At 57.2% G+C, this 26,448-nt stretch carries 18 protein-coding genes; 6 read left to right on the forward strand and 12 right to left on the reverse strand.

Annotated elements, in window-relative coordinates; genetic code table 11:
• Positions 1 to 31: 31 nt before the first annotated feature.
• Genes AC1EKE_RS05700 through recQ form a run of 5 tightly spaced genes read right to left on the reverse strand, consistent with a single transcriptional unit; the run spans position 32 to position 6,557 of the window.
• The gene (locus tag AC1EKE_RS05700; protein ID WP_480308623.1) at positions 32 to 2,143 is read right to left on the reverse strand and encodes a S46 family peptidase; all 2,112 of its coding nucleotides are present in this window, start codon (positions 2,141 to 2,143) and stop codon (positions 32 to 34) included.
• Positions 2,144 to 2,164: 21 nt separating this feature from the next.
• Complete coding sequence (locus AC1EKE_RS05705) at positions 2,165 to 2,806, reverse strand: MBL fold metallo-hydrolase (protein WP_480308624.1); 642 nt, start codon at positions 2,804 to 2,806, stop codon at positions 2,165 to 2,167.
• Positions 2,806 to 3,447, reverse strand: coding sequence for a 16S rRNA (guanine(527)-N(7))-methyltransferase RsmG (rsmG, locus tag AC1EKE_RS05710; RefSeq protein ID WP_297129362.1), 642 nt, complete (start codon positions 3,445 to 3,447; stop codon positions 2,806 to 2,808). The genes AC1EKE_RS05705 and rsmG overlap by 1 nt, the downstream gene beginning before the upstream one ends.
• The gene (locus AC1EKE_RS05715) at positions 3,444 to 4,349 is read right to left on the reverse strand and encodes a DUF3298 and DUF4163 domain-containing protein (protein WP_480308625.1); all 906 of its coding nucleotides are present in this window, start codon (positions 4,347 to 4,349) and stop codon (positions 3,444 to 3,446) included. The genes rsmG and AC1EKE_RS05715 overlap by 4 nt, the downstream gene beginning before the upstream one ends.
• 6 nt (positions 4,350 to 4,355) lie before the next feature.
• The gene (recQ, locus tag AC1EKE_RS05720; RefSeq protein ID WP_297129367.1) at positions 4,356 to 6,557 is read right to left on the reverse strand and encodes a DNA helicase RecQ; all 2,202 of its coding nucleotides are present in this window, start codon (positions 6,555 to 6,557) and stop codon (positions 4,356 to 4,358) included.
• Between the two features lie 302 nt (positions 6,558 to 6,859).
• Here recQ and AC1EKE_RS05725 point away from each other — a divergent pair, with 302 nt between their 5' ends.
• Genes AC1EKE_RS05725 through AC1EKE_RS05735 form a run of 3 tightly spaced genes read left to right on the forward strand, consistent with a single transcriptional unit; the run spans position 6,860 to position 10,407 of the window.
• Entirely contained in the window at positions 6,860 to 9,178 is a 2,319-nt protein-coding gene (locus tag AC1EKE_RS05725) for a RelA/SpoT family protein (protein ID WP_480308626.1), read from the forward strand.
• 3 nt (positions 9,179 to 9,181) lie between these two features.
• Positions 9,182 to 9,823, forward strand: a complete 642-nt coding sequence (gene rpe, locus AC1EKE_RS05730) for a ribulose-phosphate 3-epimerase (RefSeq protein WP_480308627.1) — start codon at positions 9,182 to 9,184, stop codon at positions 9,821 to 9,823.
• Positions 9,823 to 10,407 carry a sugar O-acetyltransferase gene (locus AC1EKE_RS05735; protein WP_480308628.1) on the forward strand — a complete coding sequence of 195 codons (585 nt, stop codon included), beginning with the start codon at positions 9,823 to 9,825 and terminating at the stop codon, positions 10,405 to 10,407. The genes rpe and AC1EKE_RS05735 overlap by 1 nt, the downstream gene beginning before the upstream one ends.
• A gap of 162 nt (positions 10,408 to 10,569) precedes the next feature.
• Here AC1EKE_RS05735 and AC1EKE_RS05740 read toward each other — a convergent pair whose 3' ends face one another.
• The 5 genes from AC1EKE_RS05740 to AC1EKE_RS05760 form a co-directional block, all read right to left on the reverse strand.
• Entirely contained in the window at positions 10,570 to 11,667 is a 1,098-nt protein-coding gene (locus AC1EKE_RS05740; RefSeq protein ID WP_480308629.1) for a DUF4876 domain-containing protein, read from the reverse strand.
• Positions 11,668 to 11,708: 41 nt separating this feature from the next.
• Complete coding sequence (locus AC1EKE_RS05745) at positions 11,709 to 13,040, reverse strand: hypothetical protein (protein WP_480308630.1); 1,332 nt, start codon at positions 13,038 to 13,040, stop codon at positions 11,709 to 11,711.
• A gap of 9 nt (positions 13,041 to 13,049) precedes the next feature.
• A complete protein-coding gene (locus AC1EKE_RS05750) occupies positions 13,050 to 14,372 on the reverse strand; it encodes a hypothetical protein (RefSeq protein ID WP_480308631.1) in 1,323 nt (440 codons plus the stop codon).
• Between the two features lie 13 nt (positions 14,373 to 14,385).
• Positions 14,386 to 16,770 carry a TonB-dependent receptor gene (locus tag AC1EKE_RS05755; protein ID WP_480308632.1) on the reverse strand — a complete coding sequence of 795 codons (2,385 nt, stop codon included), beginning with the start codon at positions 16,768 to 16,770 and terminating at the stop codon, positions 14,386 to 14,388.
• Positions 16,771 to 16,951: 181 nt separating this feature from the next.
• Positions 16,952 to 17,296, reverse strand: a complete 345-nt coding sequence (locus tag AC1EKE_RS05760; protein WP_480308633.1) for a hypothetical protein — start codon at positions 17,294 to 17,296, stop codon at positions 16,952 to 16,954.
• Between the two features lie 310 nt (positions 17,297 to 17,606).
• Between AC1EKE_RS05760 and AC1EKE_RS05765 the strand changes: the two genes are divergently transcribed.
• From AC1EKE_RS05765 to AC1EKE_RS05775, 3 genes are read left to right on the forward strand one after another with little or no spacing between them, the layout of a single operon-like run.
• The gene (locus AC1EKE_RS05765) at positions 17,607 to 18,185 is read left to right on the forward strand and encodes a transposase family protein (protein WP_480308634.1); all 579 of its coding nucleotides are present in this window, start codon (positions 17,607 to 17,609) and stop codon (positions 18,183 to 18,185) included.
• Positions 18,186 to 18,239: 54 nt separating this feature from the next.
• Positions 18,240 to 19,367, forward strand: coding sequence for a PCMD domain-containing protein (locus AC1EKE_RS05770; protein WP_480308635.1), 1,128 nt, complete (start codon positions 18,240 to 18,242; stop codon positions 19,365 to 19,367).
• Between the two features lie 4 nt (positions 19,368 to 19,371).
• On the forward strand, positions 19,372 to 20,145 hold the full coding sequence (locus AC1EKE_RS05775) for a porin family protein (protein WP_480308636.1): 774 nt from the start codon (positions 19,372 to 19,374) through the stop codon (positions 20,143 to 20,145).
• A 956-nt stretch (positions 20,146 to 21,101) separates the two neighbouring features.
• On the opposite strand, the gene AC1EKE_RS05780 is transcribed toward AC1EKE_RS05775, so the two are convergent.
• Both AC1EKE_RS05780 and AC1EKE_RS05785 read right to left on the reverse strand, forming a co-directional pair.
• On the reverse strand, positions 21,102 to 23,339 hold the full coding sequence (locus AC1EKE_RS05780; RefSeq protein WP_480308637.1) for a hypothetical protein: 2,238 nt from the start codon (positions 23,337 to 23,339) through the stop codon (positions 21,102 to 21,104).
• 38 nt (positions 23,340 to 23,377) lie between these two features.
• Positions 23,378 to 26,359 (reverse strand): TonB-dependent receptor, encoded by a 2,982-nt coding sequence (locus AC1EKE_RS05785; protein ID WP_480308638.1) that lies wholly within the window; start codon positions 26,357 to 26,359, stop codon positions 23,378 to 23,380.
• Between the last annotated feature and the right edge of the window lie 89 nt (positions 26,360 to 26,448).

A 26,448-nucleotide genomic window follows, 5' to 3' on the forward strand; every position in this document is an offset into this window, starting at 1 on the left:
GGGCAATCGTCGTAAAAGGGGTACGGGAAGCTTACTTCACAAAAGTGAGCTCGCTGATCAGGCTGTCCGCCTTGCCCCACTTGTCCATATAGTAGAGCATGGCACGGATGTCGACGCAGATGCAGCGCTGGAGGTTGGGCTCAAACTCGATGTCACCGCTCATTGCCTCCCAATTGCCGTCAAAGGCGAGACCGATCAGGTGTCCCTCGCCGTCGAAGACAGGGCTGCCGGAGTTGCCGCCGGTGATGTCGTTATTGGAGATGAAGTCGGTGTGGAGCGCACCGTCCTCAGCTGCCCAGCGACCATAGGTGCTACTGTCCTTGAGCATGCTTACGATCTCGGGCTGGACGAAGTAGTCCTCCTTGCCGGTTGCATTCTTCTCCAGCATACCGACCGACGTGGTGTAGTAGTCGTACCAGCCGGCATCATAGGGACGGTACCCGCCGACGGAGCCGTAGCTGAGGCGCATGGTGAAATTGGCGTCGCTCGGCAGGGCACGGTCGGGCCACATCTCCATCAGTCCCTTCATGAAGACTCTGCGGGCAGCGTAGTAGTCGTAGGTGTAGGGCTGCATCTCGGAGGCGATCTCATTGACCTGCTTCATAATGCTACCTACCAGCTCCACGGCGGGGTCAGTGGGGAAGGCAGACTTCAGCGCCTCGTAGTTGCGGAGAGCCTCCATCATCCGTCCCTTCTCCACTACGACAGAGTTGGCGAAGACGTAGTCCGTATACTTCTCCACGTTGCCGCCAAATTTCTCGTCGATCTTCGCGAATATGGAGGGGAGGTGCTCCGGGGCGACATTCTCCCGGATCACCCTCAGCATCGCCGGAGTGGTCGCCTTGGCGACGATGGGGTTGTAGTCCTTGTAGAGCTTGGTGCCGTCAAAGGCGCCGGGATCCTTGCCGGGCAGGGTGGCGAGAGCGCGGAGCTCAGTGCCTGAGAGCGCCTCGGTGAGGATCGTCAGGTCGTGCTTCATGGGACCGGTCTTCTCGAGGTTGCGCTGCAGTCGGGGGAGCACGCTTCCGTACTCTGCCTGACGCTTCGGGTCGGCGGCGACCCAGCGGGCAAACTCCTCCTCGATGGCACGCTTGTCGCTCTCGACGTCGAGCTTCTTGAGCCCGGCATTCATACCGATCGAGTTTTTCCAGTAATTGGAGGAGCCGAGATACTTGCTGATATACTGGATATTGATAGCATTGTCCTTGGACATATACTCACTCCAGATGTCCTGCTTGATGCCACGGACGAGGATGCGCGGCTTGTTGCTATTCTCGATCCGGTCGATGACGCCCCAGGAGGAGAGGTAGCGGTCTGTGAAGCCGGGGAAGCCTATGGTCATGGAGTAGTCGCCCTCTTTTACCCCCTTCAGGGAGATCTTGGCGAAGTAGGCGGGCTTGTAGGGGACGTTGTCGGCTGCGTAGTCGGCAGGCTTATTGTCCTTGCCGGCGTAGACACGGAAGACGGAGTAGTCGATGGTGTGACGGGGCCACATCCAGTTGTCGGTGTCGCGACCAAACTTCCCGATCGATGCGGGGGGTGCAAAGGCGAGACGCACGTCGGTGAAGACGTCGTAGACGATGAGGTAGTAGCGATTGTTCTCATAGAAGGGGATCACCTCCGCCTCGGTGTGCTTGTCCCCACCGTATTCCCTGGCGATCAGCTCGCAGCAGGCGCGGATCGCGCCATACTTCTTCATCGGATCCGGCTCCTGAGCCGCCACCTTCATGACGCGGGCGGTGACATCGACCGTCTCCCTTAGGTACTTCACCTGCAGCCCCTCGATCGGGAGCTCCTCAGAGGTGCGGTGGGCGACGAAACCATTGGTGATGTAGTCGTGCTCCACGGCGCTGACGCTCTGGATGGAGCCGAAGCCGCAGTGGTAATTGGTGAAGATGAGCCCCTGGTCTGAGGCGGTGATGCCGGTGCAGCCGCCACCGAAGATCACCACCGCATTGGCAATGCCGGGGTCGGCGTTGGAGAAGAACTTGGTCGGGTCGATCTTCAGCCCGAGCTCTTTCATCCGCTCGATATTCTCCTTCTTCAGCTCATTGAGGATCCACATCCCCTTGTCCGCACGGGCGGAGGGGACGAGGAGCAGGAGTGCGAGCAGGCACAGCAGATACTTTGCTCTTACTTTCATAGATGGTTGTATGTTTGGTTTTTACTTGTAATTCTTCTTCTCCTCCCCGATGGTGGTAAAGGGCCCGTGCCCCGGGTAGACCTCCGTCTCATCGGGCAGGGCAAAGAGCACCTCGCGGATCGAGTGCATCAGCTGCGCCTCGTCACCGCCCCAGAGATCGGTCCTGCCGCAGCCCCCGGCGAAGAGCGTGTCTCCGGTGAAGAGCGCTCCGGCCTCTTGGTCAAAAAAGGAGACGCCACCGGCCGTGTGCCCGGGGGTCTTCAGGATCCGCAGCGTCCGCTCTCCATAGTGGACCTGTCCCTGCTCCTCGTCGCGGAAGGGGACAAGCTCCACCTCGCGCACCCCCTCGGGGACCTTCAGGGACATGGCGGCAAATTGCTCCATCAGACTGGGCAGGCTGCCGATCTCATCCGACGATGCCTCGATCTCCAGCCCCCACTTGTCCTGGACGAAGGAGGCGCCCATGACGTGATCGAAGTGGGCGTGCGTCAGGATGCAGCGGACGGGGCGCAGACCTTTCTTCTCGACGTAAGCGGCCAGCTGATCCGTCGCACGGACCGAGCCGAAGCCTGGATCAATGATGACCGTCTCGAGCGTGTCGTCCCATACGAGGTAGGGGTGCTCAAAGATCTGATTGACGGTAAATGTCTGGAAGTGTAGCATCAGTGTAGGGGTAGGTAAATGATTTTCTTAGTGTCGTAGTACTCGAGCTCGGGGTAGAGGCTCCTGATCTCCGTCACCTCGACCGACTTGCGGAAGGGCCGGAGCTCCTCACTGAGGTCGCCGCCCTTGAGAGTGATGATCCCATTGGGGAGGGCATTGAGCTGCTCCCTTCGGTCGACCAGGTGACCCGATGTGCGGACGAGATCGGAGAGGTCCATAGCCGCCCGGCTGACGATGAAGTGGTAGCGCCCCTGCCACTCCTCGGAGCGGGTATGGACAGCCTCCACATTTGTCAGCTCGATCGCATCAGCAATGGCCTGCGTGACGCGGATCTTCTTCCCCGTCCCGTCAATCAGGGTAAAGTGACACTCTGGGAAGAGGATTGCCAGCGGTATCCCCGGCAGTCCGCCACCGGTGCCGACGTCGATGATCCGCGTCCCAGGACGGAAGGAGGTGTACCGCCCGATCACCATCGAGTGGAGGATGTGGTGCTCGAGGATCTGGTCGATGTCCCGGCGGGAGACGACGTTGATCTTCTCATTCCACTCCTTATATAGATCAGGCAGCCGGCTCAGGCGGTCCAGCTGCTCAGCAGTGAGGGCGGGGAAGTACCGCTCTATGGTGGTCAGGTCAGCGCTCATTCGGTCATCAGTCGCTGCTTGTACTCATCCTTGAGACAACCGGCGATATCAGCGTAGGGCAGCGTGAGCTCTATCGGTCCGACGAAGTGGGCAGCGATGTCGTAGGGATTGAAGTAGAAGGTAACACCCTCCGAGGTGAGATAAAAGTACTCGCCCATCTTCGCCTCCTCGTAGAAGTAGACTCCCTTGTCAGCGAGAGCATCGGGGCTATCCACGCTGAAGGACTTCATCAGTGCGGCAAGGAGCAGCTCATCAATCTTATCCTCACTGCCGTCTGCAAAGAGCTGATGGACGGTAACCGGGGTATTGTGCTTGAGGTCGTAATTGGCGGACCGGATCGAGGTGGCGCCATTGGCTCCGCCGCTGAAGTCGTACTGGCTGATCTTGATAGAAACCAGGTCTGCCTGATTATAGGTCAGGGAGTCGGACTTGAGCATCTCCTCGACAAAAAAGGAGAGAAGCGCCGTGGGTGACTCCGCATCGTCTCTCATCAGAGTCTTGGCGCGTGTCAGGTCGGAGATATAGCTCTCCAGCCCCTGAGCCACCACACTGTCGAGGTAGCTCTGCATGCTCATATGGGCCTCGTAATCGGGACCCTCCAGGGCGTGGCAGGCGACGAGATAGCTCCGAAGTGAGTCTGCAATCACTCCCGCATCTCCCTCGGCGGTCGGCTCCAGGAGATCCAGAGAGACGGTGAAGGCAGGGACGGCGAGGGAGGTATCCTGCCGGATCACCGGCATAAGGGTGTCGGTGTACTCCCTTGCCACGTGGATCGTCTGCCAGCTGATCTGATGATTGATATCCCCACCATTGTCTCCCTTATGGCATCCGGAGAGGAGTAGCGCTGAGGAGGCGAGACAGCCCAGCAGCAAGAGGAGAGGGAGGGACTTAGATCGTGTCATGACTTATTAATTAGCCAGCTCAGAGATGAATTTTATCCGGACAAGGCGCACCTCATCCTCCTCGTACACCTCCAGAGCAGACATCGCTGTGTCCAAATCGTCCGTGGGGGAGTGGCGGAAGTAATTGAAGATCTCATCCACATCGTCGGCGTCCATGACGTCATCGATGAAGTAATTGATATTGATCTTAGTGCCGGAGTAGACGATCGACTCGATCTCCGAGAGGAGGTCACTGAAGTCCATGTTATTGGAGTTGGCGATGTCCTCGAGCGAGACCTTTCGGTCGATGTGCTGGACAATAGAGACCTTAAGCTTGGACTTATTGGGGACCGTCCGGATGCGTATGTCCTCCGGTCGCTCGATGTCATTCTCCTCCACATACTCCTTGATCAGGGCGATGAAGGGGGCACCATACTTCTCGGCCTTGCTCTTCCCTACCCCGGTGATATTCTGCAGCTCCTCCATCGACACCGGATAGACACTTGCCATATCCTGCAGGCTGGAGTCCTGGAAGATGACGTAAGCAGGCACCTTGAGCTCCTTCGCCTTCTTCTTCACCGCATCCTTAAGTATGGAGTAGAGCTCCGGGTCTGCCGCACCACCACCTCCTGTGCCGGCGCCCTTGGAGGCGCGCTCGGCCTCCTCATCCTCATCCTCCTCATCGGAGGGTAGGCTGACGAGGAAGGACTTGGGCTTCTTCATGAAGGCCCGCCCCTTCGCAGTGAGGCTCAGGATCCCCTGCCGCTCGATGCTCTTGTCGATGTACCCCTCGATGATCGCCTGACGGATCACGGCATCCAGCAGCTCCTCGTCCTCTCCCTTGAGGGAACCAAATTCCTCAAGATCATCGTGCTTGTAATTCTCGATGTCGACCGTCTTTTTACCGAGGAGAAAGTGAATGATGTAGTCGGTCTTAAACTCCTCCTTGAGCACACTCACTGCCTCGAGTATGCTTGTCAGTGTCTCTTTTGCTTCCACTCTTCTATGGTGCGCTTTACAGTTATCGCAGTTGTGACAGTTATCTTGCTCGTAGGTCTCTCCGAAGTAATTGAGGAGAAACTTCCGTCGGCATATTGGGCTCTCTGCATAGGACTTCATCTCTTCGAGAAGGAGGGAGCCCACGACCCTCTCGTTATTCGTCTTATTCTTACTATGGAGGAGCTTCGTCATCTTGTCGATGTCGGCATTGCTGTAGTAGGCGATGCAGAGCCCCTCGCCGCCATCTCGCCCGGCACGACCGGTCTCCTGGTAGTAGCTCTCCAGGCTCTTCGGGATGTCGTAGTGGATCACGAAGCGGACGTCCGGCTTGTCGATCCCCATCCCGAAGGCGATCGTCGCCACGATGACATCGATGCTCTCGTTGAGGAAGGCATCCTGCGTCTCGTCCCGCACCTTGCTCTCTATGCCGGCGTGGTAGGGGAGCGCCTTGATGTCATTGGCCCTAAGCACCTCAGCGAGGTTCTCCACCTTCTTGCGGCTCATGCAGTAGATGATCCCGCTCTTGTGGTGGTGCTCCTTGATGAAGCGGATGATGTCCGGCTCGATCTCGCTATCCTTCCGTCGGATCTCGTAGTAGAGGTTGGCGCGATTGAAGGAGCTACGGAAGACCCTTGCGTCTCTCATCCGGAGAGCCTTCAGGATATCCTGCTGCACCATCGGCGTGGCGGTCGCTGTAAGAGCGATGATCGGTCGGTGCTCGATCTGATCCACAATCTCCCGGATGCGGCGATACTCCGGTCGGAAGTCGTGCCCCCACTCGCTGATGCAGTGCGCCTCGTCCACAGCGTAGAAGGAGACCGGTATCGACTTGAGAAACTCCACATTCTCCTCCTTCGTCAGACTCTCAGGGGCGACGAAGAGCATCTTCGTCTTGCCGTCCACGAGGTCGGCACGCACTGCCTCGAGCTCTGCCTTGGTGAGGGACGAGTTCATCACATGAGCCACTGACGGATCCTCAGCGCATCCGCGTATCGCATCCACCTGATTCTTCATCAGAGCAATCAGGGGCGAAATGATGATCGAGGTGCCCTTGCTGATCAGGGCGGGCAGCTGGTAGCAGAGGGACTTGCCCCCGCCGGTCGGCATGAGCACAAAGGTGTCATGCCCCTCCAGAATACTCGCTATGATCTCAGCCTGATCCCCCTTGAAGGTATCAAAGCCGAAGAAGTGCTTCAGTGTCTTATGCAGTAAGTCGTCGGACTGTTCCATCTCATAGAGCAAGGTCGGTGATTTTTATTTACTTCATAAAGGTAGTCAAAAAAAGATTACCTCTCCAAATCCATTGGCAATGAAGTGGCAAAAAATCGCAGCCGCTGCTGCTTTCCGACCCTCCTAAGTGGTCGCAAAGATACGCTTTTGCGCCATATCCCCCACCCCTCCGATCCGTCTCGTCGGAAGAGCTGTCAACTCGGTCAATATTGTGCTGAGGGGGCGAAGCTCCTTTTGCAACGGTCTTAATAATTCGTAAGTTTGTGGAGACCGCAGGAGGATGCTCCTCCCACCCTTTATCTATGAGTACCCAAGAGAGTAATCCTATAGACTACGAGATGGTGGCGCAGGCCGCCTTCGACAAGCTGCTGAGCGACTACCTCAGCTCCAATCATCGCAAGCATACGGAGCCGATCATCAAGGCCTTCCGGCTCGCCAGTGCTGCCCACAAGGGGGTGAAGCGGCGAAGCGGGGAGCCGTACATCCTCCACCCCATCGCTGTCGCCTCCATAGCCTGCTCGGAGATGGGGCTCGGCAGCACCTCGATCACGGCGGCACTGCTGCACGACGTGGTGGAGGACACGGAGTACACGGTGGAGGATATCCGCGATATGTTTGGTGACTCGATCGCCCGCATCGTCGACGGACTGACCAAGCTCTCGGGCGAGATCCTCGTGGAGGTGATGACGGAGACCAATAACACCTCCGGTCAGCTGGAGAATATCCGGCGCCTGCTGGTCACCTCGACGCAGGACATCCGCATCCTCCTCGTCAAGATCGCTGACCGGCTGCACAATATGCGCACCCTCGACAGTATGCCGGAGACGAAGCAGTCCAAGATCGCTGCCGAGACGCGTCTCTTCTACGCCCCCTTGGCTGAGCGACTCGGTATGTATGCGATCATGGAGGAGCTGCAGGACCTGGCGCTGAGGTACATCCACCCTGAGGAGTACCGAGAGGTGCACGAGAAGATCTCCCAGACGTACACCAAGCGGGAGGGACTCTTCGATAAGTTTTACGAGATCATCAAGCCGGATCTCGATGCCACCGGTCTCACCTACGAGATCCAGCACCGGATCAAGAGCACCTACTCGATATGGAATAAGATGCAGGCTAAGGACCTGCCCATGGAGGAGATCTACGATGTCTTTGCCATCCGCATAGTCTTTGATCCGGAGAACGACCGGTCGGAGTACGCCGACTGCTTCAAGATCTACCACGCCCTCACCTCCCACTTTGCCCTCAAGGATGACCGGACGCGCGACTGGCTCACCCACCCGAAGCCCAATGGCTACCGAGCGCTGCACATCACCGTGATGGGCCCCACCGGAGAGTGGGTGGAGGTGCAGATCCGCTCCCGCCAGATGCACGAGATGGCGGAGCGGGGCTTGGCGGCTCACTGGAGGTACAAGACCCACAGCGAGGAGGAGGTGGACCCGATCGAGGAGCAGATACTGAGCAACGTCCACACCCTACTCAATAACCCCGGTCCCAGTGCATCAGACGACTACGAGACGATGATGTACAAGTTTGCCAATCAGGATATGCTCATCTTCACCCGCAAGGGCGATCGGATCCGCTGTCCGCAGGACTTCACGGTGCTCGACTTTGCCTACCTGCTCAGCCCGGAGCTGGGGCGGCACTGCATCGGGGCGAAGGTAAATCACGAGATGGTCGACATCACCGGCAAGCTGCAGAATGGGGACCAGGTGGAGATCATCACGACAGAGAATACGGAGCCTAAGGAGTCCTGGCTCCAGTACGCCACCAGCCCGACGACGAAGCGGTACATCACCGACTTCCTCCACCGACAGGAGCAGGGTCAGATTGAGGCGGGGCGCAAGGCCTTTGCTCGCTTTGCGGAGGGTCTGGGGTACGATCCAGAGCATGTACTACCGGAGGATGACCAGGCACCGGTACTCTCCTACCCCTCGCGGGACCAGTTTTTCCTCGCCGTCAATAGGTACGAGGTGCGTATGGACCATGCGCTGATCAAGCACCTGATCAAGGCGCGCAAGGAGGCCCGGACGAGGACACAGCAGCCTACGGTGCAGCAGCGGGAGGACTCCGATGAGACAAAGGTGCCGACGGTAGACCCGGCGCGGATGAAGGAGATCTACACCCTGCGGGCCAATGACGGTATCCGAAACTACATCCGCGCCACCTGCTGTCGTCCCGTCTACGGGGAGGAGGTGCACGGGATCATCAATGAGCTGAGACAGCCGGTCGTCCACCTCACCTCCTGTCCCAAGGCTATGCGACTCAAGGCCACCTATGGCGACGACATCGTCGCCGTCCGATGGGGACCGCACATCCACTCCAACTTTGGCATCACGCTTGAGTTTTCCGGCAATGACTCCCCCACGTTCCTCAACGAGCTGATAGACATAGTGCGGGAGCTGCACATCCCCGTCATCGGGCTCAATGTCGACAGCATCCACGGCAGTGCCGTGGGGTCGATCCACATCCGCGTGCGAGACAAGGCGGAGCGCGAAACGATGATGCGCGAGATGCAGGAGCGACTGGGTCTCCTCAAGGTCCGGCAGATCTATCCCGAGTACTCCGAGGAGCGTCGCGGCATCCCCATACCCAATCAAAAACCCTTTATTCCCCATAAGTAAGTCATGAAACATACCATCGTCGCCCCCTCCATCCTCTCAGCAGACTTCCTTCGCCTCGGTGAGGCGATCCATATGGTCGAGGAGAGTGAGGCGGAGTGGGTCCACTGTGACATCATGGATGGTCACTTCGTACCCAATATCTCCTACGGCATCCCGGTCGTGAAGGCAGTCCGCCCCGCGACGAAGAAGGTGGTCGACTGTCACCTGATGATCGAGCACCCGGAGCTCTATGTGGGAGCCTTTGCCGATGCCGGGGCAGATATGATCACGGTCCACCAGGAGGCGTGCGTCCACCTCGATCGACAGGTGGCGCAGATCCACGACCTCGGCTGCAAGGCCGGCGTGGCGCTCAATCCCGCCACACCGGTAGAGACGCTCGTGGACATCCTCAACGCTGTCGATATGGTGCTGATCATGAGTGTCAATCCCGGCTTTGGGGGGCAAAAGTTTATCCCCCGGGCACTAGACAAAGTCCGTCGCCTCCGCGCCCTTGCCCCTGACCTCCTCATCCAGGTGGATGGCGGCGTCAATGCCGAGACCGGGGCGAAGTTGGTCGCTGCTGGTGCCGATGTGCTGGTGGCGGGGAGCTATGTCTTCGGTGCTGCGGAGCCGAGAGAGGCGATCCACAGCCTCTACGTGCTCTGATGAGCCTACTCGATGATATGCGGGGCGAGCGGCTCTACGACTACTCCTCGCCCGAGCTGGCGGAGAGCTTTCGCCACGCCTCCCGCCTCTGCTGTCGTCTCCGATCCCTCTACCCCGGGCACCCCGACTACCGGGCTGTGCTGGAGGAGCTGATCCCCGGTATCCCGCAGAGTGCCACGATCATCCCGCCCTTCTTCTGCGACCACGGTCACGGGATCCGGCTCGGGGAGGAGGTCTTCATCAATGCCGACTGCGTCCTGCTGGACGGCGGTCTGATCACCATCGGCGCCCACACCCGCATCGGTCCCAAGTGTCAGCTCTATACCCCCACCCACCCGATAGATGCTGAGGAGCGACGCCGTCCCGTGGAGACCGCCCACCCGATCACCATCGGTGAGGACTGCTGGCTCGGTGGCGGTGTGATCGTCTGCCCCGGGGTGACGATCGGAGACCGCTCGATCATAGCCGCCGGGAGCGTCGTCACACGGGACATCCCCGCCGACTGCCTCGCCGCCGGCAATCCTGCTGTCGTCAAGCGCCATCTCCGGACCGCCTCTCCACCCGACCTGAGTCCCTCCCCCTGAGCGGTTACTCTATTACCGGTAATAGAGAGGACTAATACCGGTATAAGTAGTCACTAATACCGGTATTAGATAGGAGCGATCGCCAATGAGAGCAAAAGAAAAGCCCCCCTGCAGAGTCCAGGCTCTGCAGGGGGGCTTTTCTTTTGCTCCTGGTCGGGATGATCAGTCCCGTATGATAGTGGTGGTAGGATTAACCGGTTTTACCTCGAAGTCACTGGTTGAGTTGTCCTCATCGACAAAGCCCTTGCCATCCCACTTCCTGACGATCGACTTACCGGCATACGTAGACCTCGTATCTCCAGAGGACTGCTGTACACCATGGAAGCCCTTGTCGAGGGAGAGGTTGAGTATCTGCATCTTCTTCTCCTTCATTGGGCAGATGACGACTGCATCGATCACTTGATCATTAGGTAAGAGGAGTCCGACCTTGCGGCTGGAGTGGTGGGTCGACTTGAAGTAGATATCTCTGTAGTAGACCGCCTTCTCCCGGTCTGATGCGGGGAGCTTGCACTCCTTCAGGAATGCCTCTTTGATCTTGTTGATCTCGACAGTGGGGCGTATCAGAGCAAGAGCGGTCTTCCCGGAGATGGAGAAGTCGTTCATCTCCTCAGGGTCCCAGGCGTTGGCTGCTTCCTCCGAGGACTCAATGCCGCCGGCATTGAAGACCTCATGTACCCAGATCTCACCAGAGCCCTCAGTCCAGCTATATTTAGCCTGATGGAGGTCGAGCAGCTTGGAGAGGTCATAGGTCCCTAAATCTTCACCGTACTCTGTCAGCTGCTTGGCAAAAGTGGCCTTGTGATCAATTGCCCTCTTAGCGATGATCACTGCGGTGCCGGGCTGGACCGGATGCTCTGTGCCGCTACCGGGGAAGAGAAGCATCGAGCCTACAAGGAAGTTTTTGAGATAGTAGTCGGCTGTCCCGGAGGAGCTGCCGTCAGTCGCCGTGACCTCTATATTGGCTGCGGGGTCAAGGCTACCTGTGGCGATGAGCATCCCGTCAAGATACTTTACTTCCTTGGTAGGATTGTAGATCTTGATGAAAGCATCATCGGTGTACTCAGTGTCGTACCTCTTTCCCTCGGCGACTCGGGAGTACTCCGATCCGGCGTAGTATACCTCCAGGATGCGTAGGTCTGTCTGCTTGCTCTCCTCAGTGGTATTCCCTTCTCCACCCGTAGGGATGCCATCGCGGCGGCATCCGGTGAGACCAATCACCATACAGGTGATGAGGAGCGTGAGCGTAGTGTAATATCTCATAAGTAGATGTTGTATAGAGTTTTGAAAAGTAATAATTCGAGTTATAGGAACCATGCGCCGTAACCTGCCCCACCGCTCCCATGAGTGATCAGATTGTTGACCGCCTTATAGGCTTCTGTGGGACTAAGACCTATCTCAAGTCCGAGATGAAAGTAGTAGGGCTCGTTAGGATCAGTATGTGTGGGGTCAGAGTCGTAGGCGTTTGTGTAGACCTTGAGTGGGATATTGAAGCGAGTCACTTCCTCCCAGCCTGATGACATGTCCGGAGCATAGTAGGGATCACAGACCAGCTTACTATAGCCCATAGGTTCACCAGCGTTATTGGTCGGCATGGGACGTCGCACCTTCTTCCCCTCCGGACACTTCATTACTCGTATGGAGAGGAAAAACTGTGGTAGAAGGTAGGTCGATCGTGTGTATGGACGACCATCCGTCAGAGTGATAGTCCATGCCTTATCAGTACCGGCGTACCGGGCATCGACTCCCTCAGAGACCTGCGACTCAAAGAGGAAATGACCCTTTAGTCCAACGCAGTCCTGATCATAGGGCGCAGAGGCTCGCTCATCGTTGCGACCGAGAGGAGGGAGGAGCCGGATATTGAAGAGCTCCCTCACGCCATCCGACATATCCGCCTCTGTCCAGGTATCGCGGTAGATGTAGCGGAATATCTCCGGAGTGGCTGCGGCACGTGCCTCGAAGGTCTCCTTGTCAGCAAAGAACTCCGATGGGACGGGATGCACTATGGGTGCCCCTGTCTGGGGATCCTTATCTCCATTGTACCTCACATCCATCACTGCGTAGGGCCTACCGATGCTATCGAGATCACTTACAGTATAGAAAATCTGGTACCGGTCGGACATCTCATAGATCCGGTCATTGATTCGCTTCCCCTCCTTGTCGAAGAAGTAGAGGCAGAGCCCCCAGAGCTTGCTCTTTCCCCCAATGACTCGGAGGTAGTCCGGTCCCTCAGCTCCTCGAAGCGTCTCTGCATAGGTGGCGGTACTGGAGCGTAGCACTTCGATGGAGGGCTTGCCGGAGGGTGTATTATGGATCACCACAAACTCCTCCTGTCGCCATGGTGCCTTATCATAGACAAAGTTACCATGCAGCTTACCACCACCGTGTGGGTGCCCTTCTTTAAGCATGACCAGGCATGTGGCCCAGTCTTTCAGCGCTCCATCCGGATCAGGATTGGCTATAGGAGTAGTCACCCTTGGGGCTTCGTAGAGGTCAGCACCGGTACGGGGAGTCTTCTTCTGCTCGAGAGGATTATTCTCGTAGCTAACCGATATGTCCCCAAAGATAAACTTCTGGCAGCCGGTAAGCGATAGTAGGAAGGTGAGGAGTAATATAGGGTATTGTATTCGTCTCATGGTAATCTCTCAGAAGGTGGTACCGGGGATGCCGGTAAAGTAGCTATCATCGCCCCAGAGCATCTCCTCCAGAGCACTCTCGTCCACCTCTCGTCCCCGATCCGCATAATACCTCAGGATGGAGGCGCGGCATTGCTCTCGATTAGCGACATCTCCAAGGACGATGAAGGGGACAGGGTAGTCGATGTCGAAGGTATTCCACGAGGACTGCAGTTCGTAGTGGTCGTAGAGTCCTCCGGGTGCGGCAGTATTGGCATACTTGCCTAAGACTAGTCCCGCAGGCACCTGTACTCGATCCTGTATGTGGCAGATACTGACTCGCATCTGGAAGCAGACGTTTCCCATGCCGAAGCGGATCAGCCCCTTGAATCCCAGCCGATCTAGATCCACTCCAGGACTGGCATACTCACGCTTCTGACGGAGTGGCACGACCACGCCTCCGGCACGGTTGCGTCCTAGGTCATCACTCTCTTCTAGTGGTTCCCCGAGCTGCTCCTCGACGGGGTCTGTGTCACGGTATTCGTAGGAGAAGAGTTCCGGGACCCGCTGATTAAGCTCAGGAGTCTGAATTGTCTCAGCGAGGACATACCTATGTCCGTCATGCGTTAGTGGCTGGGTGGCACGACTGGTCATCGTATTCTCAACCGCCATCTCTGCTAGCATCCGGTCATACCGGAGCATACCGGAACCGACAGTATAGTCCTCAGGAGTATAGACACCACCAGCGGAGATGAGACTTGCGTGGCTGAGCGACTCTCCCTCGAAGAGGAATCGGTCGTAGTATAGGCTGTCCAGAGTCATTGGATAAACCAGCTGCCCACCATCAAGGGAGTTTTGGCGGATAGTGAAGAAGTGCTGGTGGACGCATAGGGTGGAGTTGTCCGGATCATTGGGATCGTACTGAGCGAATTGGTGGTTGATCAGTATCCCGTTGGCGTCGAAGTAGCGGATCTCCATGGCGTAGCAAAAGCGGTCTGACCGTACCACCTCAAAGGCTTTCCGCTCGGAGCTGATGGTGATATTGCCGCTCTCATCCTTTCTGAAGGTGATGTCCTGGTAGACCGGGATCGGAGTCTCTCTATGACTTAGGTCGTAGGCTTTATAAAGCTCGACCGTCGATCCTCCTGACAGCTCTGTCGGACCCATCCTGCGAGCGAGGCGTAGGATCACCTGCCAGGAGTAGATCTGCTCATGTCCCTTGATGTCTCGCTCAATATAGGCAGGCGGAGCTACGACTATCTTCTTCATCAGGGCGTCCACCTTATCGTCCGAGCAGGCGATGAGGAGAAGCGAAAGAGTAAGGAGTATGAGTATATGTCTTGTCTTTATCATGGTAGGGGTGGTATCAGAATTTTACAATCGTGCGCAGCGAGAAATTGGCGCCTCTCGCATGGGCATAGTAGCGAAAGCGGTCTGTGTACTCCTTATACAGGGTATTGAGGATATTGTCCCCTACCAGCATCAGCTTCACTTCACGTCCACCTGGTAGATCCATTGAAAACTCTGCGCTGCCATTGAGTAGCGTGTATGCGGGAGGAGTTTCGGGGACGAGGTCCTTCTCAGGATTGAAGTGCTTCTGCTTTGTCACGTATATCGTCGAGAGAGAGACGGAAGTATGGTACTGGTCATCCGAGCCAAGCGAAGTGCCATAGCTGCATGAGAGACCATAACGGTCGCTTGGCATAAAGGGTAACCACTCGGAGCGGGTCACATTACGTCCGCGGATCCACTCACCCTTGCCCGTCAGGGTCAGTCCCTGCAGTGGCATAGCAGAGAGTGTCAGGTCACCACCATAGAGCCTGGCATCGTCCTGTCCGTAGATAAATCGAGGATACTTCCCGCTTGGATGATTATGGAAGCGCTCCAGCCCCTTGCCTATCGCATCATAAATATAGTTGTCGATATGCTGGTAGAAGAGACTGGGCTCCACAGACAGCCACTCATTGTGCCACCGTCCACCAAGGACAGACTTGTAGCCGTGCTCTGCTGTCAGCTGGTGATTGCCCACCACCCAGTAGGTGCCATGCTCGAGTCCTGTGGCGTAGAGCTCGTTGATGTCCGGGGGTCTCCAGGACCAGCCGATATTACCTCTGAGATCAGCTTCATCACTGATCTGATAGTGCAGAGCCAGACTGGCCGTGAAGTTACTATAGACCTTGAAGTCCGAGTAATACCTATACTTGCTTAGCGAAGTGTATCCACGGACATCCATTGCCCTAAAGTCGTATCTCATACCGACCGAGCAGCGCAGTCGCTCAAGGAATGTAGCGTCCTGCAGTATGTATCCTCCCAGCGTGAGAGCGGCATAATTGGGGATAAATGCGGGCTGCTTCGTCCCCGGATAGTTATAGTTACGCTGATAGGTGCCTGAAAGACCGGACTCAGTCTTCAGTGCCAAGGGACCGCCCCACTGAGCGACCCAGGAGAGGTCACTGCGCTCTGTGGAGAGGATCAGGTCCTGCATGGGGATCCGGCTCCAGTCCGCCTTGGTTCGCTTGTCAAACTCCCACCTCAGATTATCCTGATGAGAGAGGATCAGTCGGAGCTTGTGTGCCTCACTCACCTGCCACTTTACCTCTCCCTTGAGCATAAAGTGCTGTGACTGCTGAAATGGAGGCTCCACTTCGTAGGAGAAGGGCCGTAGTGACCGCTCGTCAGGACGTCCAGCAAGGAAGCGCGCTAGTAACTGGTCTATGTCGGAGACTCGACTGGCGTAGTAGATGCCATTACGGGCGTAGAAGAGACTGCTGAAGAGTGTGGCTGTGATCGCTCCATTGCTCCAGCCTGCAAGTGCCGAAAGACTGATATTGGTGTAACCGGTGTTATTAAGGATATACTCCGCCGTAGAGTAGTCCCCACCCCGACGGTAGAGTCCGTGGAGACGAAGCCCCAGACTCCTCCAGCCCATCTCGATACTGCCGGTGCCACTGTAGGCGTGAGCATTGGTGTCGTACCCGAGGTCAGTCGTGCCGGAGACACGAAGATTCTTGGATCCGTAAGGGAGCTCCGCCTGACTAAAGAGTACGACTCCTCCTATGGCACCATAGCCGTAGCGAACCGACTCCGCACCCTTCACAACCTCTACATTAGTAGCACCAGTATGGTCGATCTCCGGAGCGTGATCTGAGCCCCAGCTCTGACTGTCGAGTCGCACCCCATTGTTGAGCAGTAGGATACGTCCCGAGTGCATTCCCTGGATCACTGGCTTGGAGATCGTGCTGCCACTGGATATGGTGCTTACACCTGGTACTGTCTCCAGGAGCTGTCCGAGGGTGAGGGTACTTGACTTCTCCAGCGTCTTAGGGTCGATCTTCATTGTCTGCTGGAGGATACTGGTCTGCCGGAGATCTCCCTGGACCACCACTTCGTCAATCAGAGTAGCATCCTCCTCGAGACGGATCGTCAGGACTCCGCGTACCTCCGAGAGTGAGATCGTGCGGCTGTCACTCTTGTATCCGAGGTAAGAGGTGGTGAGCGTCACCCGCTTTTTAGTGATGGGGAAGGATAGGGTACAGTGTCCCTGTGGATCGGTGGGCTGGGCACTGAGTGCCTCCTCGGAGCGTACGATAGCACCAGGGATCGGGTCTCCGGTCGCACTATCGAGGACGCAAAGTGTGAGCCTGCGGGTCTTCTCCTCCGCATGGCTGCTGTATGCCCATCCTGCCAGCAGGAGGATGAGGAGAAGCATCAGCGTATTAGGTCTCTGCGAGAGACCGATATGCTTGGTCATGGTATTACGTATATTATGAGTGTATCGAGAGCTAGTTGCAGCTCTTGAGGAGTCGTGGGGCGATATGCCCGATGGTCCACCACTATGAGAGCGAAGTGAGCGGTGACTACTACCCCTAGATCAGGATAGGGGCTAAAGGCTATGGATCTCCCGTAGGAGAGCGTTAGGTGAGTGCAGGGGATTACGCTGCCACTCGAGTCGGAGGAGCCCGGAGAGCGGGTTGGTCCGTGAGCGGTAGCAGCGGAGTGACACACTCCGTCATCGCAAGGGCAAGCACGAAGCCCTCGACTCTGGCCACGTAGGGGATCTCGACCAGATCCTCATACATGGTGCTCTCCATTAGCTGCAGGACGCAGAGAGAGCCGACATCCGCATACCCACTCTCCTGCGTCATCTGAGAGGCTACGTGTACCTGGTGTGACGGGGAGTCGATATGGATCCTTACCATCATCAGCTGCGAGGCAAGTACGACGATGAGGAAGAGGCCGATAAACAGCCTCTTGAGCTGCTCAGCTCTTCCTGACAATTGTCGGTATGTCTCTATATACAGCATGGTCAGATCATTGTGCAAAGGTAGGAACTCTTTCCCTCGCCGGACATACTCAGAAGTGAGTATTTTATCTCTCCTTTTCTCCAATTATCAAATTAGTCTACCCCGGCAAGGCGAACTCATACCGGTACAGGGCTGACGTTTTTGGATTTGCCTGAGGTCTTCCTGAGCAAAAACGAGAAAAATGTCTGAAAATCAGGGCGTTAAGCTTGCACAGCCTAAGAATTATTCGTATCTTTATACCTGATAATCAATCGTTTGTCTCTCTTTTTAAGCGTTATTAGGTATGAATAATTTGCTCTCGGTCATCTCGCTCATTCCTGAGTTCAGGAAAGGAAATCATCTGGTTTATCCCATTGATTACCTTTTGCTTGTGGCTTTTTGCACAATGATGTGCAACCAAACTTCGTGGCATGCGATGGAGGACTATGCCGAGATTCATCAGAAAGACTTGAGGAAACTCTATTTCAAGATTTCGGGAAAGGTACTCAGGAGGTACACACCTTCGCACAATGTGTTCTGCGCTGTCTTCCAGACCCTATCGCCTATCACGTTCCACAATGCATTTAAGTCCTGGCTCCTAGAGGTGTACAGCTATGTCGGAGAACATATCTGCATCGGGCCGAAGTGTCAGCTCTATACCCCCTCCCACCCGATGGATGCTGAGGAGCGACGTCGTCCCGTGGAGACCGCCCACCCGATCACCATCGGTGAGGACTGCTGGCTCTGCGGCGGCGTGATCGTCTGCCCCGGGGTGACGATCGGTGACCGCTCGGTCATCGCTGCCGGGAGCGTCGTCACACGGGACATCCCCGCCGACTGCCTCGCCGCCGGCAACCCTGCTGTCGTCAAGCGCCGGCTCTGAGTATCTGTTTTTCCCTTATCTTTGTACTTCTTTTTCAAGAAAACAGATATGAATATGAGCAAGTCAAAGCACCTGCTGATCCCGATGATCAGCCTTCTTACTCTCCTGCTCGTCGGCCTCGACTCCTGCATCCGCCCCGAGGCACCTAATGCGGAGGCAGACATCCTCTCCGTCGAGGTGGAGGGGATCACCCCGAGGGAGAAGCCCCTCATCACCAATACCGCCATCAAGATCGAGGCAGAGCCGTGGGTCGAGCGCTCCGCCGTGGCGCTGAGTTTTACGCTCACCCCCGGCGCTACCATCTCCCCGGCGAGTGGCAGCAAGCAAGACTTTACCCGGCCCGTCACCTATACCGTCACCTCGGAGGATAAACAATGGACGAAGGAGTACACCGTCACCATCGCCTCCTCGCGACCCGCCCCGGGACACTTTGACTTTGAGACGGTGAGCCGATATAAGAAGCGCGACACCGGAGACGAGCTCTTCTATGAATTTACTATCTCTGACGGGCTCAAGTGGTCAAGCCCTAACGAAGGCTTTATGCTCTCACTCGCCCTCGATCCCTCCTGTGATCCCAAGGATCCCTCAGTCTATCCCGTGACACAGGATCAGAGTGGCTATCGTGGGAAGTGCGCTAAGCTCGCCACGCTCAGTACCGGGAGCTTCGGTGCGATGTTCAGTAAGCCCATTGCCCCCGGGACTCTTTTCCTCGGAGATTTCAATGTCAATGAGGCCATGAGCAATCATCTTAGGACAACTCTCTTTGGCATCCCGGAGTCCCGCAAGCCGCTTATGCTGACAGGATACTACAAGTACAAGTCAGGCGACAAACTGACCGACAAGGACTCCAAGGAGATTGCGGGCAAGAGGGACCTCCCGGCGATCTATGCCGTCTTCTTCGAGACCGACAAGGAGACCCCTTACCTCGACGGAGGCAATGTCCTCACCTCACCCAATATCGTCCTCACCGCTCAGCTCAAGGACCCCAAGGAGAGCGACGAGTGGATCCACTTTGAGCTCCCCTTTGAGCCGGTGGAGGGCAAGAGCATCGACCCTGCCAAGCTGGAGGACGGCCGCTACAAGCTCACCATCGTGATGACCTCCAGCCGGGATGGCGCAGAGTTCGTGGGCGCCATCGGTAGCACGCTCTTCGTGGATGAGATGAACCTATACTTTGAGTAATCAAATGAGACGACTGATATACACCACGCTCCTACTCCTCGCCACCGCCTCCCTCGTCATGGGGCAGGAGGCTCGTGACAAGAATATCCTCGCCGCCCTGCGCCATGGGTGGAATTTTGAGCTCCGTGCCGGACTCTCCATGGGCGGCACCGCCCCCATCCCCATGCCCCGGGAGATCCGTGGTGTGGAGAAGTACAATCCCAAGCTCAACGTCCACGTCGAGGGTCAGGCGACCAAGTGGTTTGACCCCCACTGGGGGCTGGTGATGGGACTCCGTATGGAGCAAAAGGGCATGGTCACCGGTGCCCGGGTAAAGAATTACCACACCTCGCTCCTCCTCGGTGAGGGCGCCGAGGTGTCGGGCAACTGGACCGGGTACGTCGAGAGCAACTACGCCGCCTCCTCCATCGTCCTCCCCATCAGCGCCGCCTATAAGATCAATGACTACGGCAAGGTGCAGGCGGGCCTCTACGCCGGCTACCGCTTCGATGGCAGCTTCACCGGACACGTCACCGACGGGCACTTCCGCATGGGGTCGCCCGTCGGTGAGCGGGTCGACTTCCCCGCTGACAAGCAGGCGACCTACGACTTCTCCGGCGAGCTAAGCCGCTTCGAGGCAGGTATGCAGGTGGGCGGCAGCTGGCGCGCCTACCGCCACTTCCTCGTCTACGGTGAGCTGAGAGCCTCCTTCACCCCCATCTTCCCCGGCTCCTTCACCGCTCTGACGACCAAGCTTTACCCGATCTACGTCAGCACCGGCTTCAGCTACCTCTTCTGATAGAGCCTCCATACCGCTATCTACAGCCCTCGCCCCATCCGACCGGATGGGGCGAGGGCTTTTTTTGCCCCTTGGAGAGTGGTACAGAAGCCATTCCTCTCATCGTGAAGAGTGCAGGAGGAAGCACCCCCATCCCGCCTACCCGCAAGGGGGCGCAATATTATCGGACGAGTCAGACGAATCGGACGGGTCGGACGGGTCGGAGGAAATGAAAGCCATCAAATGAATGGTATGCCTGCATCCGAAGGATGCCCGCTCCATAGGCATCGGTCGAGGCACGCAGTGCCGAAGACCCGTGGATCAGCCGATGCAAACGATAACGACCCCGACAGGGGTCACTTCTGCATAGCCCGGTGGTCGAGGCACGAAGTGCCGAAGACCCCGGGTCTCCTGCGATACGCCATAATATATACGACCCCGACAGGGTGTCGCTCCCTCTGACGATCGCCATTACGAGCGACACCCTGGCGGGGTCGTGGGGATAAAGGAGGGCTATGCTTTCCCGGGGTCGTCGGGGCTACGCCCCTCCGACCACCGGGCTACGAAAAACGCACCCCTCCGGGGTGCCCGCTCACCGGACGCGCTATGTTATCGGACGGGTCGGACGGTGCAGAGGACACCTGCTCTCACCTAGGAAATTCATCCATCTCAGCCGATCACGGTAGGGCGGGGCTGCACCCCTCCGGGATGCTCGTTCCATAGGCATCGGTCAAGGCACGCAGTGCCGACGACCGATGTATAAGCATACACATATACGCCACGACCCCTTGGGGTCGCCGAGAGGGAGGTGCGAGGTCGGGGATGCACCCCTCCGGGGTGCATCAATGCCGGACGCATCATATTGTCGGTCGGCACAGAAAAAAAGGAGGCCGTATCTCTCACGAGACACGACCTCCGGACTCCTTTTATCTTACAGTATGAATGGATCTATGCCTATTCTTCTGCTTTCCTTTTACTTACTTACGATTGTATGTGTGTTTCTCAAAGTCATACTTAGTCCAGCCGAAGAGGGCGCTGTCGCAGCCCTTGAGGCTCTTGTCCTCTTTGGCATCCACCTCCTTCGCATCCTTACTCTTGATCAGCTTGCCGAAGACAGGGGTTGCGAGCTGATTGTTGTAGGTGATGGTGAGGGTACCGTTGCCCTTCTTGTCGGTGGTGTTGATGAAGTTCTCAGCCTGACCCTGACCCTTGACGAGGGCGTTGAGGATCTTGGCGGTGGCACCGCGACGGATCTTGAAGACGTCGTTGACAAACTTCCCCTTGTCCTTAGAGGGAGCCTGAGCCAGCTCGATGGTGAGGTTCTCCATCACGAAATTGGACTGGTGGCTGTCGCCGGGGTAGTTACCATCGTGGTTACCGTCCACCTCGCAGCCACGGGGATCCTTCTCGGTGCTGACGTGACCATCTCTCCAGACGCCGTAGGCATTGGTGAGCTTACCACACCAGCCCTGGGTGACGTCAAACATATCGTCGTCCATATCGACGGCAAGGAAGTTCTCCACAGAGACTGATCCACCGAAGAGCTCCACGCCATCGTCTGCACCAGCGTAGACAAAGACATTGGCGATCTTGGTACCGCTGCCGACTCCATCGAGGGTGAGGGAGTTGTGCTCCACGTTGTCATTATCCTGCGCACCACAGTACTCGAGGACGAGGTACTCGATGGAGCCGGAGTTGTCCTCAGGCTGGTCACCGCCGTAGGGGTACTCCGGATTGATCTCGGTGTTGGCACTCTTCTGACCGGAGGTAAGGGGAGCGTAGCCGTTGATGATCAGTCCGCCCCAGGAGCCAGCGCGCTTCTCGATGCCGGTCATAATGACAGGCTTCTCAGCGGTACCCTTGACCATGATCTTGGCCCCCTGCTCCACGAGGAGATACTTATCAAATCCCTGACCGGCGGTGATCACTGTACCTGCGGGGATGGTGAGGGTGGCACCCTTCTTCACGAAGAGAGGGCCATCCAGCATATAGGCGACAGAGGCATCGAGGGTCATGTCCTTGGCGATGTTGCCCTTGAGGCTCTCAAACTTGACGTCCGGGAACTTGTATCCCGTCCATGCGAAGAGAGCAGGATCACAGCCCTTGAGGCTCTTGTCCTCGGAGGCATTGACCTCACTCTCTGCGCCGGTCTTGATCAGCTTACCCATGAGAGGCGTGGTGAGCTGGTTATTGTAGGTAATGGTGAGAGTACCATTGCCGAGCTTGTCGGTGGTGTTGATGAAGTTCTCTGCCTGACCCTGACCCTTAACGAGGGCATTGATGATCTTAGCGGTGGCGCCACGACGGATCTTGAAGATGTCGTTGGCAAACTGCCCCTTGTCCTGAGAGGGCTTCTGGGCGAGGAGGATGGTGATATTCTCGATCGTGAAGTTGGACTGATGGCTATCGCCGGCATAGTTGCCGTCGTGGTTACCGTCCACCTCACAGCCGCGGGGGTCCTTCTCGGTGCTGACGTGACCATCCTCCCAGACGCCATAGGCATTGGTGAGCTTACCGCACCAGCCCTGAGTGACGTCAAACATATCGTCATCCATATTGACAGCGAGGAAGTTGTCGATACTGACAGCACCGCCGAAGAACTCTACTCCATCATCTGCACCCATATAGGCGAAGATATTGGAGATCTTAGTACCGCTACCGACACCATTGAGGGTAAGAGAGTTGTGCTCCACAGCGTCGTTACTCTGCGCACCGCAATACTCCAGACGGAGGTAGGTGATGGAGCCGGAGTTGTCTGCGGGGTTATCACCACCATAGGGGTACTCGGGGTTGATCTCCGTCTTGGCGCTCTTCTGGCTGGATGTCAGGGGAGCGTAGCCATTGATGACCAGTCCGCCCCAGGCGCCGGGCTTCTTGTCCTTAGCGGTGAGGGTGACGGGACTCTGTGCCGTACCCTGGATATTGATCTTGGCACCCTGCTCTACGAGGATGTACTTATCAAATCCTGTCTCCGACGTGATGACCGTACCGGCCGGGATGGTGAGGGTGGCGCCCTTCTTGACGAAGAGAGCTCCGTCGAGGGTGTAAGCGACCTTAGCGTCGAGGGTGCGATCGGCGGAGATATTCCCCTTGAGGGAGGCCTGCTCCTTCTTCACCTCGGGCTTCTTGTTGTCATCCTCCTTGCAGGAGGTGGCAAGGCTGAGCGTAGCGATCCCCATCATGAGGAGGGCGATGCTTCTAGTAAGTGCTTTCATTGTCTTTTCCTATTTGAAAATGAGTGATTATTTATTGCTTAGAATTTATAGCCCACGCTGAGGCTAAAGCTGACCCCTTTGCGGTACTCCGAGATGACCTGCGGGGCATCCGGCTCGTGAGGAGCTGTCAGCTCAGGGTGAGCATTGTAGTACTCCGTGTAGGTCTTTTGCAGTACCTCTCCCGGCACCTCGACCTTGCGGATCGGGCTGTTGAGGAGGTTATTCACCTTCATCTTGACGGAGAAGTGCTTGCCGAAGTTGGCCTCACCGACGAGGTTAAGCTTGGCGATGCCTTTCTCGATGATGCCGTTCTCATTCTGCCCCACAGTGCCGTAGGTGTAGAGGCGGTCACTGAAGTAGTCAAAGAGGATCGTCCCCGTGTAGCTGTTGCGCGCATTGGAGTAGCTGTAGGTGAGGTCGGCATTGGCGAGCCAGGGAGACGCGCCCTCGAGCTCGGTCCGCTCGCTCTTGATCACACCGAAGGGCTCCAGGTCGAGCATCATATCGGAGTAGAGGTAGGAGCCGCGGAGGCCCATGCTGAGCTTGTGTCGCCGCTCTGTGGCGATGCTGTAGGTATTGAGGAGGTCCTTCCTCAGCTCCAGCTCCACGCCCGCCACCTCAGCCTTGTCGGCCGGATTGGCGTACTGGAGGATGCCGGCGGTACCGGCGAGGAAGACTCGAGAGAGCGGGTCCTTGATGTGCTTGTAGAAGGCGGTGACCGTGAAGAGCTCGCTCGGGGAGAAGTACCAGTCGTACTTCAGGTCGACGTTGTAGAGCTCCGAGTAGCGCACCTTGGACCAGCCGCAGCTGGTGAAGTCGATATTGACGTACTTGTAGGTGGAGACCTCCTTGAAGCGTGGCATAGAGTAGCTCTTGGAGGCGCTCAGGCGGAGGGTGTGCTGGTCATTGATGTCGTAGCGGATGTTGAAGCTCGGGAGGACGAAGGGCTTCATGCTATACTTGTCGGGGTCGGTGCCGGCGTAGACGGTGGAGGTGGCGGTGTCGGAGTTGATCCCCGTGGAGACACGCTGGCGGAGGAGGTCCACCCGCAGTCCGCCCTGTAGGGTGAGGGCATCGGTCACCTTCCAGACCGCATCCAGGTAGCCGACATGTGTCTGCTTGAGCGCCTGATACCACTCGTCGTTATTGAGCATGATATTGGAGAAGGGGGTCTCGCGGGTGTCCCTATTTTGCAGGGTCTCCGCATTGTAGATCCGGTCCCAGTCCAGCTCCTTGTACCCCTTGGCATCCAACCCCTCAGAAACCGTGGTAAGGAGGTTGTAGGCAATGGAATTGAACTTATGGTCGATAAACCGACCCTTGTAGCCAAGGGTGAGGAACGACTCGGGGGCAAACTTCCACTCCACAGAGGCCTTGACATTGTAGTCGTTCTCTCTCAGGTGGGAGAAGAAGCGGTCGTTGCTGATCGACCAGTCCGGGATCCAGCCCTTATCAGTCAAGACCATGTAGAGGCGCCGACGATCCGGCTCGTACGCCTGCAGGATATTCGCTGCAGCTCCGACATTGAGGGTCAGCGCATCCGTGAGTTGCCAGTCGGTGTCGAGCTGATTGATGAGGAGGCGGTTGTCGTTATTCTGCTGGCGGGTAAGGCTGATGTGATTGAGCTCCATCGGCACAGATCCCTCGGGGAGCAGGTCGCCATCCGGCTGACGCGTCGTGGAGCCATCCTGATTGTGCTCAGAGTGCTGACCGACGAGGGTAGTGACAAATTGCTTGGAGGAGTGGATGAAGAGCCCGGTGTAGCGGATGGTATGCTTGTCGAGGATCCGCATCGAGGCGTCTCCGAGGAGGAGCTGGCGGACATCGGTGTCGTACATCGGTCCCTCCTGATTGGTGTACCAGAGACCGGTGGTCCCGCCATTGAAGACGGTGGAGAAGCTGCGACTGATACGATTGGAGTAGGAGTAGCCCACCTCGTGCCGGCCCACGAGCAGGAGGTCGAGGACTACGCTGTCGAGGTCGAGCCGCTTGCCGAGGGAGAGGTTGAGGTTGTGATCCACGGGGGCCTGCACCCTGACCGGCTGGAGCTTATTGACGAAGGGGTAATCCGTACCACTCTGGATCTCGGATCCGTAGCCGGGGAAGAGGCTGCGATCCGGCTGGGTCCGATTGGCGAAGCCAAAGTAGTTCACCCCATCCTGACGGAGGAAGGTGTCGCGACCGAGGAGTGTCGCATTGCCCCCCACGCCGGCTCCGATGGAGAGGAGGTGGTCGCCCTGCAGCTGCTTGGACTTGATGTCTATCGCTGCACCGCCCACGTCACCGCCACGGGTGGAGCTGAAGGCCTTACTGACACCGATATTCTGGATCATATCGGTATCGAAGATGTCGAGCGAGATATTCTTGTACTCAGGGTCATCCGAGGGGATGGGGAAGCCATTGAGGTAGGTGCTATTGTACCGGTCGGCGAGTCCGCGGACAAAGACATTCTTCACCCCCTCCTGCTTGGAGATGCCGGAGACCTGCTGCACGGCGGCCTCTGCATTGGAGATCCCCTTGCGATCCAGCTCCATGGCGCCGATCGCCTCGATCGCGATGAGGGCGCGCTTCTGCTCGAGGAGGAGCATATTCTCCGACTCGCGATTGGCCTTAGCTGTCACCACCACCTCGTCGAGCAATTCATCATCGGGACGGAGGGTGAAGTCGAGCGTGGCGCGCTGCCCCGGTTCGATCACGGCATTGGGGATCCGCTCAGTCTTGTAGGAGACGTAGGAGATCACCACGGTGTAGACCCCCTTGGGGATGCCGTTGATGGTAAATTTTCCGTCCATATCGGTGATCCCGCCGAGAGAGGTACCCTCGAGACGGACCGTGGCACCGATGAGTGGCTCCTTGGTAGCCCCATCGGTGATGATGCCATGGAGTGTGCCACTGGCGACGTCGCCATCCGGCTCTGCCACCATAGTGAGCGGACGATTGCTTCCGAGTGATGGGATCGCTGTCGCTACAGCTGTGCTGCAACTCATGATCGCCAGGAGTGTAATACGGTAAGCCTTCATTACTGTAAGAGCATTTCTTCTTGTTTATTTTTCACCGCAAAGGTCATAAAGGGATATTACCAAGCGATTAATCTCCTGTGACAAAGTGG

The organism is Porphyromonas sp. C0041D3 (assembly GCF_056590575.1).